The organism is Psychrosphaera sp. F3M07 (assembly GCF_018860345.1).
GTDB classification, from domain to species: Bacteria; Pseudomonadota; Gammaproteobacteria; order Enterobacterales; family Alteromonadaceae; genus Psychrosphaera; species Psychrosphaera aquimarina.
Genome location: NZ_JAHKPJ010000021.1, coordinates 629,500 through 644,505, shown reverse-complemented (window position 1 = coordinate 644,505; position 15,006 = coordinate 629,500). Strand labels below are relative to the sequence as shown.

At 38.7% G+C, this 15,006-nt stretch carries 14 protein-coding genes; 7 read left to right on the top strand and 7 right to left on the bottom strand.

The annotated features are described in order from the left end of the window. Nucleotides 1-24 precede the first annotated feature (24 nt). Both KO505_RS13495 and KO505_RS13490 read left to right on the top strand, forming a co-directional pair. On the top strand, nucleotides 25-1,140 hold the full coding sequence (locus tag KO505_RS13495) for an RDD family protein (protein ID WP_216055955.1): 1,116 nt from the start codon (nucleotides 25-27) through the stop codon (nucleotides 1,138-1,140). Between the two features lie 116 nt (nucleotides 1,141-1,256). Continuing rightward, complete coding sequence (locus KO505_RS13490; RefSeq protein ID WP_216055954.1) at nucleotides 1,257-2,375, top strand: beta-ketoacyl-ACP synthase III; 1,119 nt, start codon at nucleotides 1,257-1,259, stop codon at nucleotides 2,373-2,375. Nucleotides 2,376-2,459: 84 nt separating this feature from the next. Here KO505_RS13490 and KO505_RS13485 read toward each other — a convergent pair whose 3' ends face one another. The 7 genes from KO505_RS13485 to KO505_RS13455 form a co-directional block, all read right to left on the bottom strand. After that, nucleotides 2,460-2,963 (bottom strand): GNAT family N-acetyltransferase, encoded by a 504-nt coding sequence (locus tag KO505_RS13485; RefSeq protein WP_216055953.1) that lies wholly within the window; start codon nucleotides 2,961-2,963, stop codon nucleotides 2,460-2,462. 31 nt (nucleotides 2,964-2,994) lie between these two features. Further along, nucleotides 2,995-3,891 (bottom strand): hydroxymethylglutaryl-CoA lyase, encoded by an 897-nt coding sequence (locus KO505_RS13480; protein ID WP_216056020.1) that lies wholly within the window; start codon nucleotides 3,889-3,891, stop codon nucleotides 2,995-2,997. A gap of 75 nt (nucleotides 3,892-3,966) precedes the next feature. Then, a complete protein-coding gene (locus tag KO505_RS13475; protein ID WP_216055952.1) occupies nucleotides 3,967-6,015 on the bottom strand; it encodes an acetyl/propionyl/methylcrotonyl-CoA carboxylase subunit alpha in 2,049 nt (682 codons plus the stop codon). A 1-nt stretch (nucleotide 6,016) separates the two neighbouring features. Next, entirely contained in the window at nucleotides 6,017-6,862 is an 846-nt protein-coding gene (locus KO505_RS13470) for an enoyl-CoA hydratase/isomerase family protein (protein ID WP_216055951.1), read from the bottom strand. Nucleotides 6,863-6,871: 9 nt separating this feature from the next. Then, nucleotides 6,872-8,479: a carboxyl transferase domain-containing protein gene (locus KO505_RS13465; RefSeq protein ID WP_216055950.1), complete on the bottom strand. Its 1,608-nt coding sequence runs from the start codon at nucleotides 8,477-8,479 to the stop codon at nucleotides 6,872-6,874. Nucleotides 8,480-8,570: 91 nt separating this feature from the next. Next, nucleotides 8,571-9,740 (bottom strand): isovaleryl-CoA dehydrogenase, encoded by a 1,170-nt coding sequence (locus tag KO505_RS13460; RefSeq protein WP_216055949.1) that lies wholly within the window; start codon nucleotides 9,738-9,740, stop codon nucleotides 8,571-8,573. A gap of 85 nt (nucleotides 9,741-9,825) precedes the next feature. Next, nucleotides 9,826-10,212, bottom strand: a complete 387-nt coding sequence (locus tag KO505_RS13455) for a MerR family DNA-binding transcriptional regulator (RefSeq protein ID WP_252731806.1) — start codon at nucleotides 10,210-10,212, stop codon at nucleotides 9,826-9,828. Between the two features lie 487 nt (nucleotides 10,213-10,699). On the opposite strand from KO505_RS13455, the gene KO505_RS13450 reads away from it, so the two are divergent. The 5 genes from KO505_RS13450 (at nucleotide 10,700) to KO505_RS13430 (ending at nucleotide 14,950) form a co-directional block, all read left to right on the top strand. Further along, a complete protein-coding gene (locus KO505_RS13450; RefSeq protein ID WP_216055948.1) occupies nucleotides 10,700-11,884 on the top strand; it encodes an acetyl-CoA C-acyltransferase in 1,185 nt (394 codons plus the stop codon). A gap of 67 nt (nucleotides 11,885-11,951) precedes the next feature. Further along, complete coding sequence (locus tag KO505_RS13445) at nucleotides 11,952-12,230, top strand: hypothetical protein (protein WP_216055947.1); 279 nt, start codon at nucleotides 11,952-11,954, stop codon at nucleotides 12,228-12,230. Nucleotides 12,231-12,445: 215 nt separating this feature from the next. Then, nucleotides 12,446-13,477 carry a transposase gene (locus tag KO505_RS13440; RefSeq protein ID WP_216055946.1) on the top strand — a complete coding sequence of 344 codons (1,032 nt, stop codon included), beginning with the start codon at nucleotides 12,446-12,448 and terminating at the stop codon, nucleotides 13,475-13,477. Nucleotides 13,478-13,800: 323 nt separating this feature from the next. Beyond that, nucleotides 13,801-14,289: a helix-turn-helix domain-containing protein gene (locus KO505_RS13435; protein WP_216055945.1), complete on the top strand. Its 489-nt coding sequence runs from the start codon at nucleotides 13,801-13,803 to the stop codon at nucleotides 14,287-14,289. A 262-nt stretch (nucleotides 14,290-14,551) separates the two neighbouring features. Beyond that, nucleotides 14,552-14,950, top strand: coding sequence for a hypothetical protein (locus tag KO505_RS13430; protein ID WP_216055944.1), 399 nt, complete (start codon nucleotides 14,552-14,554; stop codon nucleotides 14,948-14,950). Nucleotides 14,951-15,006: the final 56 nt, after the last annotated feature.

The following is a 15,006-nucleotide window of genomic DNA, read 5'->3' as shown; positions in this document are numbered from 1 at the left end:
TCAAAAATTAACGTTGGAAATAACATGGAATCTACACCAAAAGAAATAATAGCCGATGATAAAAACATCATTACTGATATTGCCTTTGGTGTAGATGACGCCTTATTAGGTAAAGGTTTAGCCTCGCCATTACAGCGTGGCCTTGCAATGTCAATTGATGCCTTGGCAGTGCTTATGCTTACTCATGTTGGCGCTGTATTTTGGGGGCTAGTTGCCGGTTTATCTATTTTTAAATTTGGTAAAAAAAGTGAACAAAAGCGTTGGCGCTTTGCCCGTTATTTATTACGTTTAATTGGTGCGTTTGCTGTTTTTATTAGTGTTATCGCATTTATTAATCAAAGTTTTAATAACGATATTGTTATCCCCGAAAATGACCTAGAGATCACACAAGCCCCTTCTTTTGCTAATTCAATAAGGTTTGCTGCATTACTTTTTGAATTAACTACTAAATTAGAACAACCCGATTGTGATTTAGCTTGTTACCATCCGTTAATTGAAGACACTTTAGATGCCGTTGCAGAGCTTAATATGTCTAGTGATGAAGTGTATGAATTCATAGAAGATAATTCAAAATCGTTACCCATAGAGACAGAACAAGCGCGTTTAGAATACGTTGATCAACTTTTTACTTATTATCAAGCGTCAGTACAAAAGTATGCGGCATTAAAAAATCCTACAAAACTAGATCAAACTGAACCGTCAGACCAAGCCACTTTGGAAAATGAGGTCGTTCAAGCACCTGTTGTAGTTGAAGAGAACAATGAACAGCAAAGCTCAGATGAACAAAGCTCAGATGAACAAATACAGCCAAAACAGGAAGCGCCTGTGTATAGTTTGGTTGAGTTTGGTAAAGGGATTATTTCTGATTTAGGCTTAGGTTTTGGTTGGGCGGCGTTATATTTTACGGCTTTTCCTGCTTGGTGGCGTGGACAAACTCCTGGTAAACGTTTGATGGGAATAAGAGTGATACAACTTGATGGTACTTATATGTCAGCATGGGATTCATTTGGTCGTTATGGTGGTTATGGTGCTGGTTTTGCAACAGGTTTATTAGGATTTTTCCAAATTTATTGGGATTCAAACCGTCAGGCTATTCAAGATAAAATATCCGCAACCGTGGTAATTAAAGGTGATTTGTAACTAAGTTAATCCAATTAACCTAATTAGTATTATAAATGCACTAAATTGGTAGTTAAAACTTGCACTTTTTTGGCGCAATTGCATAATGTTAAGCTGTTTAATTTTTGGATTTCATCATGACTTCAGTTGTTATTTCCGGTTCAGGTTTATTTACCCCTCCTCATAAAGTCTCAAATAAAGAGCTTGTCGATGTATTAAATGCTTATGCAGAAAAATATAATAGCGAACACCAAGCTGAAATTGCGGCTGGCACATTAGCAGAAAAGAAAAGTTCAAGCGTAGAATTTATTGAAAAAGCGTCAGGTATAAAATCTCGTTATGTTATGCATAAAGAGGGCATAACTGACCTTAATGTCATGCACCCAAGCATGGTAAAAAATGATCCTGAACAGCCACCAGAAATGGTATTAATGGCAGTTGAAGCAGCCAAACAAGCTATCGCCAATTCAGGCAAACAAGCCTCAGATATCGACATGATCATTCTTGGCAGCTCTAATATGCAGCGTTCTTATCCGTCTATGGCCGTAGAAGTACAACAAATATTAGGTGCGAGCGGTTTTGGTTTCGATATGAATGTAGCCTGTTCTACCGCTACTTTTGCCATCATCAATGCTTATAATGCAATTCAAACTGGCAATGCTAATACGGTATTAGTGGTTAATCCAGAGTTCACTACGCCTCAGTTAGATTACACTAACCGTGATAGTCATTTTATCTTTGGTGATGTAGCCACTGCGCTTATCATTGAAAAGCAAGAAACCGCAACTTCAGCAAATCAATTTAAAATTGTAAACACGAGTCAAATCACACAATTCTCAAATAATATTCGCTGTAATCACAGCTATGTCGATCACTGTTACGATGAACTTGCAGAAGATAATTCATTTTTCTTCCAAGAAGGGCGTAAAGTTTTTAAAGAATTGTTGCCATTAGCAACCAATACAATCTCAAGTCATATTGCTGACAACAATTGGCAGGTTACTGATGTTAAACGAATGTGGTTACATCAAGCCAATATTAATATGAATTTGTTTGCGGCAAAAAAATTATTAGGTCGTGAACCTGAGTTTCTCGATGCACCGCTAATACTTGATGAATACGCGAATACGGCATCAGCTGGTTCTGTTGTTGCATTCCACAAGTATCAAGATGACTTTAAACCTGGAGATAAAGGTATTTTATGTAGCTTTGGTGCTGGATACTCAGTGGGTTGTATTAGTTTAGAAAAGCTTTAAATATAACAAGCGTAATAATTAAAGCCGAGTGTTGAAAAACAACTCGGCTTTTTTGATCTTAGGGTCAGTGTTTTTATACGTTTATTAGTCGCTAATGTTAAACGAATATTTTGATATCAGACTTGTTTCACCAGGCATTGTCGTTTTCCCAGCATAAATAAAACCAAGCTTTTCTAATAGTTTGATTGATGCAATATTGGTTGGATTAACAACTGCCACTACACAGGTTTTTCCTTGGTTAATGACATGATCCAACAGTAGTTTACTGGCCTCAAAGGCATAACCTTGACCAAAATGTTGTGGTAAAAACGCATATCCTATGTCGTCGTGTGATAAGTGATCACGTTTTAAATAACTGACTGTACCTAATGGCTCATTGGTTTGATTATTAACGACGGTAAACAAACCATAAACCGGATATTCTAAGGTATAAACTTGGTGAATTTTATCTATGACTTGTTGTTTGGTTCTGATGTTTCTATCGCCAATATTATCGATAAAACCGGGGCTGTTAAGTAACGCCAGCATAAAGTCAGCGTCACTTTCTTGCATATCCCTAACGGTAATACGCTCACCGAGTAACAACATAAAATATCCTACTTTGGTTAAGAGCTAACAGTTAATTAGAAAGCAGAGCATTAGCCACTTTAGAGTTCGTTTTTTTACCCAACGCTTTGCAAATGGTTTCGCCTGCTTGTGCTAATGCTGTTAAATCAACGCCATGTTTAATGTTTAAACCATTTAACATATAAACTACATCTTCCGTCGCTACATTGCCAGATGCGCCTTTCGCGTAAGGGCAACCGCCTAATCCAGCAACCGCAGAATCGATCACACTCACACCTAATGCTAAACACGCATATATATTTGCTAAGGCCTGACCATAGGTATCATGAAAGTGAACCGCTAAGTGCTCAATTGGAACTAACTTAGCCACTTCTGCCAACATAGCCTGTGCTTTAATTGGAGTGCCAACACCTATGGTGTCACCTAAAGAGATTTCGTAACAACCCATGTCATACAGGGTTTTAGCTACTTCTGCTACTTTAGCTATGTCTATGTCACCTTCGTACGGGCAACCTAAAACACATGACACATATCCTCGGACTTTTATACCATCTAACTTAGCTTGTTGCATAATAGGTTCAAAGCGTTGCAAGCTTTCAGCAATTGAGCAGTTAATATTTTTCTGACTAAAAGACTCGCTTGCCGCACCAAATATAGCCACTTCTTTAACGCCTGCTTGTTTGGCTAGTTCATACCCTTTTAAGTTTGGCGTCAAGGCAGGGTAATTAATGCCATCAACTTGATCGATTAAACCATATATTTCAGCAGAGCCCGCCATTTGTGGCACCCATTTAGGCGACACAAACGAACCGGACTCAATCACGGTTAACCCTGTTTTTGACAAACTATTGATCAAATCGACTTTATCTTCCAATGTGACAGGCACTTCGTTTTGTAATCCGTCTCTTGGGCCAACTTCAACTATCTTGACCTGCTTTGGCATGGCCATATTAGATAAATTGTTATCCATTATAATTGTCATATTAACTCTCTATAATATTGTCACGGTTAATTGTTACAGGATTCAAACGTCAGTAGCTTCAAAGCTCAGAAGTTCGGAACCACCATCAACCATGTCGCCAGCTTGATAAAACAAGGAGGTAACCATGCCGTCACTTGGCGCTTTAATGACATGTTCCATTTTCATGGCTTCCATGATCATCAGTGCTTGGTCTTTCTCGACATTATCTCCAGCACTCACTAATACACTTACCATAGTGCCGTTCATTGGCGCAGTTAAACCTCCTGCGCTGGTATCGTCACTTGCATCACCCATATCTGCTAATACTTGAGTAACCTTATATACGCCTTCTGCGGTATATAAACACACATCAAGATCAGCAAAAACTACTGTTATGCTGCGACGAACGCCATCGATAAAACAATTAAATCTATTGCCAGCTAATTCTCCTTCACATTGATATACAAGGTTGTCCTTGTCCTGTGAAGTAACCGTAATGGTATAACGGATGTTTCCGTTAACATTAGTTTCGCTAGGGTGTTGTTCAACATTTACGTTAAATTCCACTTCATTGTGAGACAAAGTTATAGGATGTAAATTAGCTTGGTTTAAGCGCCATGCATTATTGGTATGCCAAGGCGAATGAACGTCAGTGCTAGTTGTGGCATGGCTATTCGCTTTATTAGATTGTTGTAAAACTAATGCCAGTGCCGCCATAGGTAATTGATGGGTTATGTTTTGGTTGTTGGCATTGTTTTCTGAAAAGATTTGATCATGATTTTTTTCAATAAACCCAGTATCAATTTGTTCTGTCACAAAAGCGTCACAACTGGCCACGTTATGTAAAAAGTCGATGTTCGTTGTCACACCTTGTATACGATATTCTTTTAACGCTTTGGTTAAACGTTGTAACGCTTTTTCGCGGCTTTCATCCCATACAATTAGTTTGGCAATCATAGGATCGTAAAACACACTGACATCATCGCCTTGACGTACACCAGTATCGACACGAACGTGTTGGCTTTCAATAGGCGTTTGTAAAAACTGTAAATGGCCAGTCGCTGGTAAAAAGTCATTATCTGGATCTTCAGCGTATATACGTGCTTCAAATGCATGACCGTTAATTGTTAACTCTTGTTGTGTTTTAGGTAAGGTCTCGTTAGCGGCAACACGTAATTGCCATTCTACTAAGTCTTGTCCTGTGATCATTTCTGTAACTGGGTGTTCTACTTGCAATCGAGTATTCATTTCCATGAAATAGAAAGAGCCATCAATATCCAATAAAAACTCAACCGTGCCTGCACCTTGATAACCAATAGCTTGAGCAGACTTAATTGCAGACTCACCCATTTTTGCACGTAGTTCTGGAGACATGTTAAACGCTGGCGCTTCTTCAATTACTTTTTGATGTCTACGCTGAACTGAACAATCTCGTTCAAATAGATAAACCGCATTGCCATGATTATCACAAAACACTTGGATTTCTACGTGACGAGGTTGAGTTAAATACTTCTCAACCAACATACGATCATCACCAAATGATGATAATGCTTCACGTTTTACCGCTTCAAACTCAGACTTAAATTCTTTTTCACTCCAAACCTGACGCATGCCTTTACCACCGCCACCGGCAGTGGCTTTAAGTAATACTGGATAGCCCATATCGTCCGCAGCTTGTTTGATCACATCCATAGATTGATCGTCACCATGATAACCAGGTACTAACGGCACATTAGCTTTTTCCATAATACTTTTAGCGGCAGATTTAGATCCCATAGCTTCAATCGCACCAATTGGTGGACCAATAAAGACAATGTTATTTTGCTCACATAAACGACAGAAGTCAGAGTTTTCAGATAAAAATCCGTAACCCGGATGTATTGCTTGCGCACCGGTTAAAAGGGCTGCATCTATGACTTTTTGTGATAATAAGTAACTTTCACGAGAAGGCGAACCACCTAAATAAACGGCTTCATCCGCCATTTGCACATGCATGGCATTTTTATCAGCGTCTGAATAAACCGCAACCGTTAATATCCCCATGGCACGAGCTGTCTTAATTACACGACAAGCAATTTCTCCACGGTTAGCAATGAGTATTTTAGTAAACATATTAGTTATCCTTCACGTCAGATGACTGCCAATTAGCAGGACGTTTTTCAAAAAATGAGGTTAAGCCTTCTTGGCCTTCATCAGATACGCGTATCGCAGCAATACGTTCAGAGGTATTGGCAATAAGTGTGTCCTCAATTGGCTGATGTGCAACATCGAGTGCAAGCTGTTTAGCGGCTTTAACTGCTAAAGGTCCATTGGCTAATAAAGTATTAACAAAGGTCTGTGTAGCATTTTCTAATTCAGTAACGGCAACTACTTCATCCACTAAACCGATGAGTTTGGCTTGGTCGGCAAAAAAACGCTCAGCCGTTAAAAAATAACGCCTTGCTGCTTTTAGACCAATAACATTGATCACATACGGGCTGATAGTCGCGGGGATTAAACCAAGCTTTACTTCACTTAAACAGAAACTCGCCTTGTCTGATGCAACGACTATGTCACAACAGCTAACTAGTCCCACGGCACCACCAAATGCAGCACCTTGAACCTGGGCTATCGTGGCTTGTGGCATAAAATTTAATACTTTAAATAACTGGGCGAGGGCATTTGAATCTGCAAGGTTTTCTTCATACGAATAATCGGCCATGCGTTTCATCCAGCCTAAGTCAGCCCCAGCACAAAAACTCTTTCCTGTAGAGTTTAATACCATCACTTTAATGTCAGGGTTACTGGCTATATTGGCAAACAATGTGGTCAATAAAGTAATCACTTCGTCATCAAACGCATTGTGTTTATCGGGGTTATTAAGAGTGACTGTTGCAACCCCTAATGCATCGACGGTACACAAGACTTTAGGCTGTCCTAAGGTTTGACCATTTTCTTGAGTCTTTAATTCTTTAGTCATTGCCTTTCCCTACATTCTAAAGATACCAAACTTGGTATCCTCAATGGTTTTGTTTAATGATGCAGAAATGGCTAAACCAAGCACTTGTCTGGTATCTGCAGGGTCAATGATACCGTCGTCCCATAAGCGGGCAGAGGCATAATAGGGATGACCTTGGTGTTCGTACGTATCAATGATAGGTTGCTTAAACTCAGCTTCATCTTGTTCAGACCAGGACTCACCACGTTTTTCTTTTTGATCGCGAGTTACTTGCGCTAATACACCAGCGGCTTGTTCGCCTCCCATTACTGAGATACGGGCGTTTGGCCACATAAACAAAAATCTTGGATCAAAGGCACGGCCACACATGCCATAATTGCCCGCACCATAACTGCCACCCACTAAAATGGTGAACTTAGGCACTTTGGCACAAGCGACCGCGGTAACCATTTTGGCACCATGTTTGGCAATACCGCCAGCTTCATATTGTTTACCAACCATAAAGCCTGTGATGTTTTGCAAAAACACCAAAGGTATTTTACGTTGCGCACAAAGCTCTACAAAGTGCGCGCCTTTTTCAGCAGACTCGCCAAATAAAATGCCGTTATTGGCAACAATACCAACTGGGTAACCATAGATATGAGCAAAACCACAGACTAACGTAGAACCGTATAAGGCTTTAAATTCATCAAACTCACTGCCGTCTACAATACGGGCAATGACTTCTTTAATATCAAAAGGTTTGCGAGGATCTTTTGGAATAACACCGTAAAGCTCATCACCAGAATAATCAGGTGCGTTCACTTCTTTTATTTTTAGTTGAACGTCTTTAGTGCGGTTTAAGTTACCAACGGCACTTCTTGCAATTTCGAGTGCATGGTTGTCGTTCTGAGCTAAATGATCAGATACCCCAGAAGTACGACAATGTACGTCGGCACCACCAAGTTCTTCCGCTGTGACCACTTCACCAGTCGCCGCTTTCACTAAAGGAGGACCCGCTAAGAAAATAGTACCTTGTTCTTTAACAATAATAGATTCATCGGCCATGGCAGGAACATAAGCTCCTCCTGCCGTACAAGAGCCCATAACTACCGCGATTTGCGGAATGTTTTGTGCTGACATAGTAGCTTGGTTAAAGAAGATACGACCAAAGTGTTCCTTGTCTGGAAATACATCATCTTGATTTGGCAAGTTTGCACCACCAGAGTCAACCAAGTAGATACATGGCAAGTTATTCTCAAGGGCAATGGTTTGTGCTCTTAAGTGTTTTTTAACCGTTAACGGATAATAAGTACCGCCTTTTACAGTGGCATCGTTAGCGACGATCACACACTCTTGGCCACCAACACGGCCAATGCCTGTGATAATGCCGGCGGCAGGGACGTCGTCTTTATAAACTTCATACGCGGCTAGTTGTGACAGCTCCAAAAACGGAGAGCCGTTATCTAGTAATTGATCAACACGATCTCTTGGTAATAATTTACCTCTAGATAAATGACGTTCACGGCTACGTTCACCGCCGCCAAGTTTAATTTTTTCTAACTTAGCTTTTAAGTCATCAACCTGTATTTGCATATGTTGTGCATTTTCAATGAAGTCAGCACTGCGTGGATTTAACTTACTTATTATCTTTGCCATGGTCTCTCTTCTTAACTCTTAATTTTGAAGCACAGGCTAAACAAGCTTGTGCTTCAAAGTAGTCATTAAAATAAACGTATATTGTTTTTATTTATTTTGATTCGTTAAATAATTCACGACCAATCAACATACGACGAATTTCAGAAGTACCTGCACCAATTTCATATAACTTAGCATCACGTAATAAACGACCTGCAGGGAACTCATTAATGTAACCATTGCCGCCTAATAACTGAATCGCATCTAGTGCCATTTTTGTGGCCAGTTCAGCAGAATATAAAATAACACCTGCAGCGTCTTTACGGGTGGTTTCGCCTCGGTCACAAGCTTGCGCAACCAAATAGACATAAGATTTAGCCGCATTCATTTGGGTATACATGTCAGCTACTTTGCCTTGAACTAATTGGAATTCACCAATAGATTGACCAAACTGTTTACGGTCGTGGATATAAGGAACCACTAAATCCATGCAAGCATCCATGATCCCAAGTGGACCACCAGATAACACTAAACGTTCGTAATCAAGACCTGACATTAATACGCGTACGCCTTTGCCTTCTTCACCTAAAATGTTTTCAGCAGGGACTTCACAATCTTGGAATACTAATTCACATGTATTAGAACCACGCATACCTAACTTATCTAGCTTTTGATGACGAGAAAAACCAGGGTAGTCACGTTCAACGATAAATGCCGTTATGCCTTTTGAACCGGCAGACGTATCTGTTTTTGCATAGATGATATATACGTTGGCATCTGGACCATTAGTGATCCACATTTTGTTGCCGTTTAAGATGTATTTATCGCCTTTTTTCTCGGCTTTTAATTTCATGCTGACGACGTCAGAGCCGGCGTTTGGTTCAGACATTGCTAATGCACCAATGTGCTCACCAGTACAAAGTTTTGGTAAGTATTTGGCTTTTTGTTCGTGAGTACCGTTTTTGTTTAATTGATTTAAACAAAGATTAGACATGGCACCGTAGCTTAAACCAACCGAAGCAGATGCACGGCTGATCTCTTGCATAGTGACCACGTGTTCCAAATAACCTAAACCAGAACCGCCATATTGTTCATCAACCGTCATGCCTAATAAACCCATGTCGCCAAATTTACGCCATAAGTCCATTGGGAATTCGTTATCTATGTCTATTTGTGCCGCTCTTGGTGCGATTTCGTCGCGGGCAAAAGCATTTACTTGGTCGCGTATCATGTCTACGGTTTCGCCAAGGTTAAAGTTGATTGATGAGAATGAGCTGATCATAAGTAGGTCTCTTATTTTTATTAATTAGTGTGTTCCAGTGGCATTCACCAGAATGAGTTCTTATTCGTTTATATAAATTATGTGTTTAAAGCTGTTTTAGTGTTTCGTTACAGTTTTGTTCCAATTGTTCCAAATCGTCCATTACCGAGGTAATGTCGAGTAACTGTTGCGCCAATATTTCTTTCTTGGTGGCAATCAGTTGCAACATAGTTTCAAGTTGACGTTGTTCAGATTTTTCGGTGTCGTACAGGTCAAAAATGGTTTTAGTTTCTGCTAACGAAAAGCCCAATCGTTTACCGCGCAATACAAGTTTTAGTCTGACTTTGTCTTTTTGCGAATATATTCGGGTCTGACCTTTACGCTGTGGTGCTAATAAGCCTTGGTCTTCATAAAACCGAATACTGCGGGTGGTAATGTCAAACTCTTTGGCGAGTTCACCAATACTAAATTGTATAGGTTGGTCGGTAGCCATTTGTTTCATTCCTAAATCTACTTTTATCTGTACCAACAACACGTCAGCTGTCATACAGGACATGAAATTTACAGTGATAGTCGTATACACAAATAGACGCACTATTGTGTTTACTATTGTTGGAATTATAATAGGGTAAGTTTACGTTAACGTAAACTTAGTATTTGTCTTTATTTAGAGTTTGAACATTTTAAATAAGACGAGATTGTAAAAAAAACAAGACACAAATCCATTTGCGCTTTGTCATTCAGTTGTGTGCAATAGTTTTATAAAGTTGCAGGGCAGGTGACAATGGGCATAAGCTACGAGCTACGAATTTCGAGCTATGAGTTACGATCTACGAGTTTCGTGTCGCGAGCTAGGGCTACTTTCGTAGTATCGAGTAAGTTGTATATATACAGTAATATGAGGTTTAAGCTTAAATCAGCTCACAGCTTAATACTTATCACAATAATAAACATTCACGTATTCAACAGAGGTTTTAAACATGTCTAATCAAGATCCTATAGTTATAGTATCGGCTCAACGTACCCCATTAGGTGGTTTTCAAGGCAGTCTTTCATCGTTAGCGGCTCCGGAGCTTGGTGCTACAGCGATTGCTGCAGCAATTGAAAAAGCAGGTATTACAGGCAACGATATCGACGAAGTTATTATGGGATGTGTATTACCTGCTGGTTTAGGGCAAGCGCCAGCTCGTCAAGCGGCAATTAAAGCTGGAGTGCGTTTAGCTGCAGGTGCAACGACCATAAATAAAGTATGTGGTTCAGGCATGAAAGCGGCCATGATGGCTGCGGATTCATTAAGCGCAGGTTCTATAAATGTGGCGGTTGTTGGTGGATTTGAAAGCATGTCAAACGCACCTTATCTATTACCAAATGCCCGTGGCGGAATGCGTATGGGTCATGGCAAAGCCATGGATCATATGTTTTTAGATGGTCTAGAAGATGCGTATCAAGGTAAGGCGATGGGCTGTTTTGCTCAAGATACGTCAGATGAATTTAAGTTCACACGTGAACAATTAGATAACTACGCAATCCGTTCGTTAACTCGTGCACAAGAAGCCATTGCTAGCGGTCGTTTTGATAATGAAGTTTCAGCGGTAACGGTATCATCACGTAAAGGTGATTATGTGGTATCGGTAGATGAACAACCGGGTAACGCTAAAATAGATAAGATCCCAAGTTTACGTCCAGCTTTTGCCAAAGACGGTACGATTACCGCAGCAAACTCTTCTTCAATCAGTGACGGTGCTGCGGCATTGGTATTAATGAAACTGTCAGAAGCGACTAAACGTGGTTTAACGCCAATGGCTAAAATTGTAAGTTACAGCACAAACTCAATTGAACCAGAAAAATTCACAGTAGCCCCAATTGGCGCAATGGAAACAACATTAGCTAAAGCAGGGTGGTCGGTAGATGACGTAGACTTGTACGAAATAAACGAAGCATTCGCTATGGTAACGATGGCAGCAATGAAAGATATGAATTTACCAACGGATAAAGTAAACGTAAATGGCGGCGCGTGTGCTTTAGGACATCCTTTAGGTGCATCGGGTGCGCGTATAATAGTTACTTTGTTACATGCACTTAAAAACCGTGGTTTAAGCAAAGGTTTAGCGTCTTTGTGTATTGGTGGCGGGGAAGCAACGGCTATTGCTGTAGAACTAGTTTAGTTTTTTTGTTTATAAACTGACGTCTATAAAGAGCTGTTGAAAATGGTGTTAAGTTATATTGGTAATAATGAATAAAGTTCAAATAAGACAAATTGCATTTAAAGTAGGTGCTATATTTGCCATTTTAGGTGCATTTGTCTTTCTAATAAATTGGAATTTATTTAATGAGACTATGCCTGGGTATGGTATTGCGTTATTACCGGGACATCTATTTTTACAGTTGTTTACAGAGGAACTCGATTTTGCTGTTAAATTAGCGCTGTTATTGATTGGTCAGTTTTTAGTTTCTTCAATAATTACAATATTAGTTCTTAAGATTTATGGATATTTTAGCAAGCATGATTGAAGTTGATTGTTAATGAAATTCATTGATTTACGGAAGACCAACATAGTTGGTCTTTTTTACTTTTGATGTAATTCTGACAATTTTAAGCTTTTTTAAAAAGCTAGAAAGATTTAAAGTGGGTGGCTCTTTTAAAAAGAGCCACCCACCTAAATTTGACAGTTATTTAATGTGAACTAAACTCAGTTGTACCCATATTGATACATTTAAGTTTACTTATGCCTAGACCACGAAAAAGCCAAATCAGTTTGGTTGATACTCTTTATTATCACTGTATCTCACGTTGTGTCCGCCGAGCCTTTTTATGTGGTGAAGATAAACAAACGCACCAATCTTATGAGCACAGAAGGCAATGGGTTGAAGATAAGCTGTTATTTCTACCACAAGTTTTTGCAATTGAAGTATGTGCTTATGCTGTAATGAGTAACCACACTCATCTTGTATTACACGTTAATGAACAGAAAGCGCTTAACTGGAATACAACAGAGGTATTAATCCGTTGGCATAAAGTATTTAAAGGCACGTTACTCACACAAAAATATTTATCTAAAATCAATAACACACAAGACTCAACCAATGACCCTTTAACTGAGTCAGAGCAACTCACCATAGAGCAAACCGCCCAAGTTTATAAACAAAGACTAATGGATATAAGTTGGTTTATGCGCGTATTAAATGAAGGCATCGCGAGACAAGCCAATAAAGAAGATAGCTGTACAGGCCGTTTTTGGGAAGGACGTTTTAAATGCCAAGCACTGTTAGATGAAGCTGCATTAGTATCTTGCATGACTTATGTAGATTTAAATCCAGTAAGAGCTAAAATGGCAACAACACCAGAAACCTCAGATTTCACCAGTATAAAACACCGTATTCATCATGCTATTGGTCAAACAAAATCAACTCAACATAACATTCAAAACAAACAACCAAGCACACTAATGCTGTTTGTAGGAAATCCAAGAAAAGACATGCCAAACGGCATTCCATTTGAACTCAAAGAGTATATTGAATTAGTAGACATAACTGGCAAATGTATAAGAGAAGATAAAGCAGGACATATAAGTCAACACCTTCCTAATATACTGACAAGATTAAACATCAGCGAAGACAACTGGCTTACAATTACAAAACAATTCACCAAAATTTTTCATGGTGCGGTGGGTCATGAGCATGTATTGCAAAGCTTCAGTGAGAACCAACAATTAAAACGACGACCAAACTTATCAAGTTGCAAAAGGCTGCTGGGTTAAAAGCGAACAGTTAAATATATTGAAATAACAAAAAACTAAATCAGAACACTCTGAGAAAACCGTACATCTAAGGTTTACCTAAAATATAAATAATCACCTCAATTTCTAAATTTAAACACCTAATCAAACTTAAAATAGTAAATTTATTATTAGCAGAAATATAACCATGACTTTCCAGCTTATAAGCCAGTTGGTTGTATTTAAAGTGGGTGGCACTTTTAAAAAGTTAACACTGTCGTACTTTTGTCATGTCTTTGTCGTTACCAACAAAGTAAGATTGGATTATATTTACCGCACAATGAAAGTAAACGAGAGTAGTGTTCATGTTTCTTAAATCCCTACGACAAAAACATAATTGGTCTCAGGAGCAACTAGCTCAACTGAGCGGGTTGAATATTCGTACAATCCAACGTGCAGAAAAAGGTGAAAGCGTTGGCCTTGAAACGTTGAAGTCTTTAGCATCGGTTTTTGAAGTTGATATAAATGAGATAAAAAATGGGATCCGTAACCAAAATGAACACGTTGATAAACAAGGATATTTAGAACCTGAGTTTGACTTAGAAAAGGTGCAAGCTGAAGTGAAAGCAAAAAAGGAATTTTACATGTTAGCATTATTTTTATTGGGGATTTTTGTTCTTTTCTTACTGCCTAATTATAACCAAGGCGAAAATTTGGGCGCGCTTGTTTCTTGCGCAATATCTTTTGGCTTAATCATTGGAGTGCATGGTTATATAGTATTCCAACCTTTTGGTGAGAAATGGGAAATGAAAAAAATTAAGCAGGCCATGGATAACTATAAAAAGGAAAGCTAGAAAGATTTAAAGTGGGTGGCTCTTTTAAACATTAATACTTTTTTCTGTTATCACTGAGATTAAGCAAAATATCTCAAACTTGATCGTCTGATAAAAATAACATCAGAAAATACATAAAGGTTCAAATAGGCTTATTTACTAAACTTTCAGAGTAAAACTGGATTGATACGAAAACAAAAAATGTTGCTTTAGTTTCTATTAAAGTTAAATTATGAACATTGTTTTAATCTAGCTTATGGTTTATCTAGAAAAGGAATACAAGATGAAATTATTACTCGTAATTATATGTTTAGGTTTATTAAGTGGTTGTAATGCTGTTATCGGAATACCCACAGATTTGGATACTCAACCTTGGCGTACTCTATATTTAGTTTCATTTTTTAGTCTTTTATTCTTACCTGTATTATCAATAGCTACTCTTGTATTCAGTATTTGGCAATCGCCAGAATTTAAACTGAAATTAGAAAAGTACTTATATAAATCACTCTTGGTATTTGGCGGTTTATGGTTATTGACTGAACTATCATTGCCATCAAACACCAACATCCGAGTTGATTTATTTTTTATCATCCCTGCGCTTTTAATTCAATTGGTGGCCGTTTTTATAGCCATCTTAATGGCAAATAAAATCGACAACGACAATAAGCCTATATCAAATTGAATAGGTAAAGTTGAGCTGAATACGTTGAACCCAATTTACCCCCAGAAATTATGAGT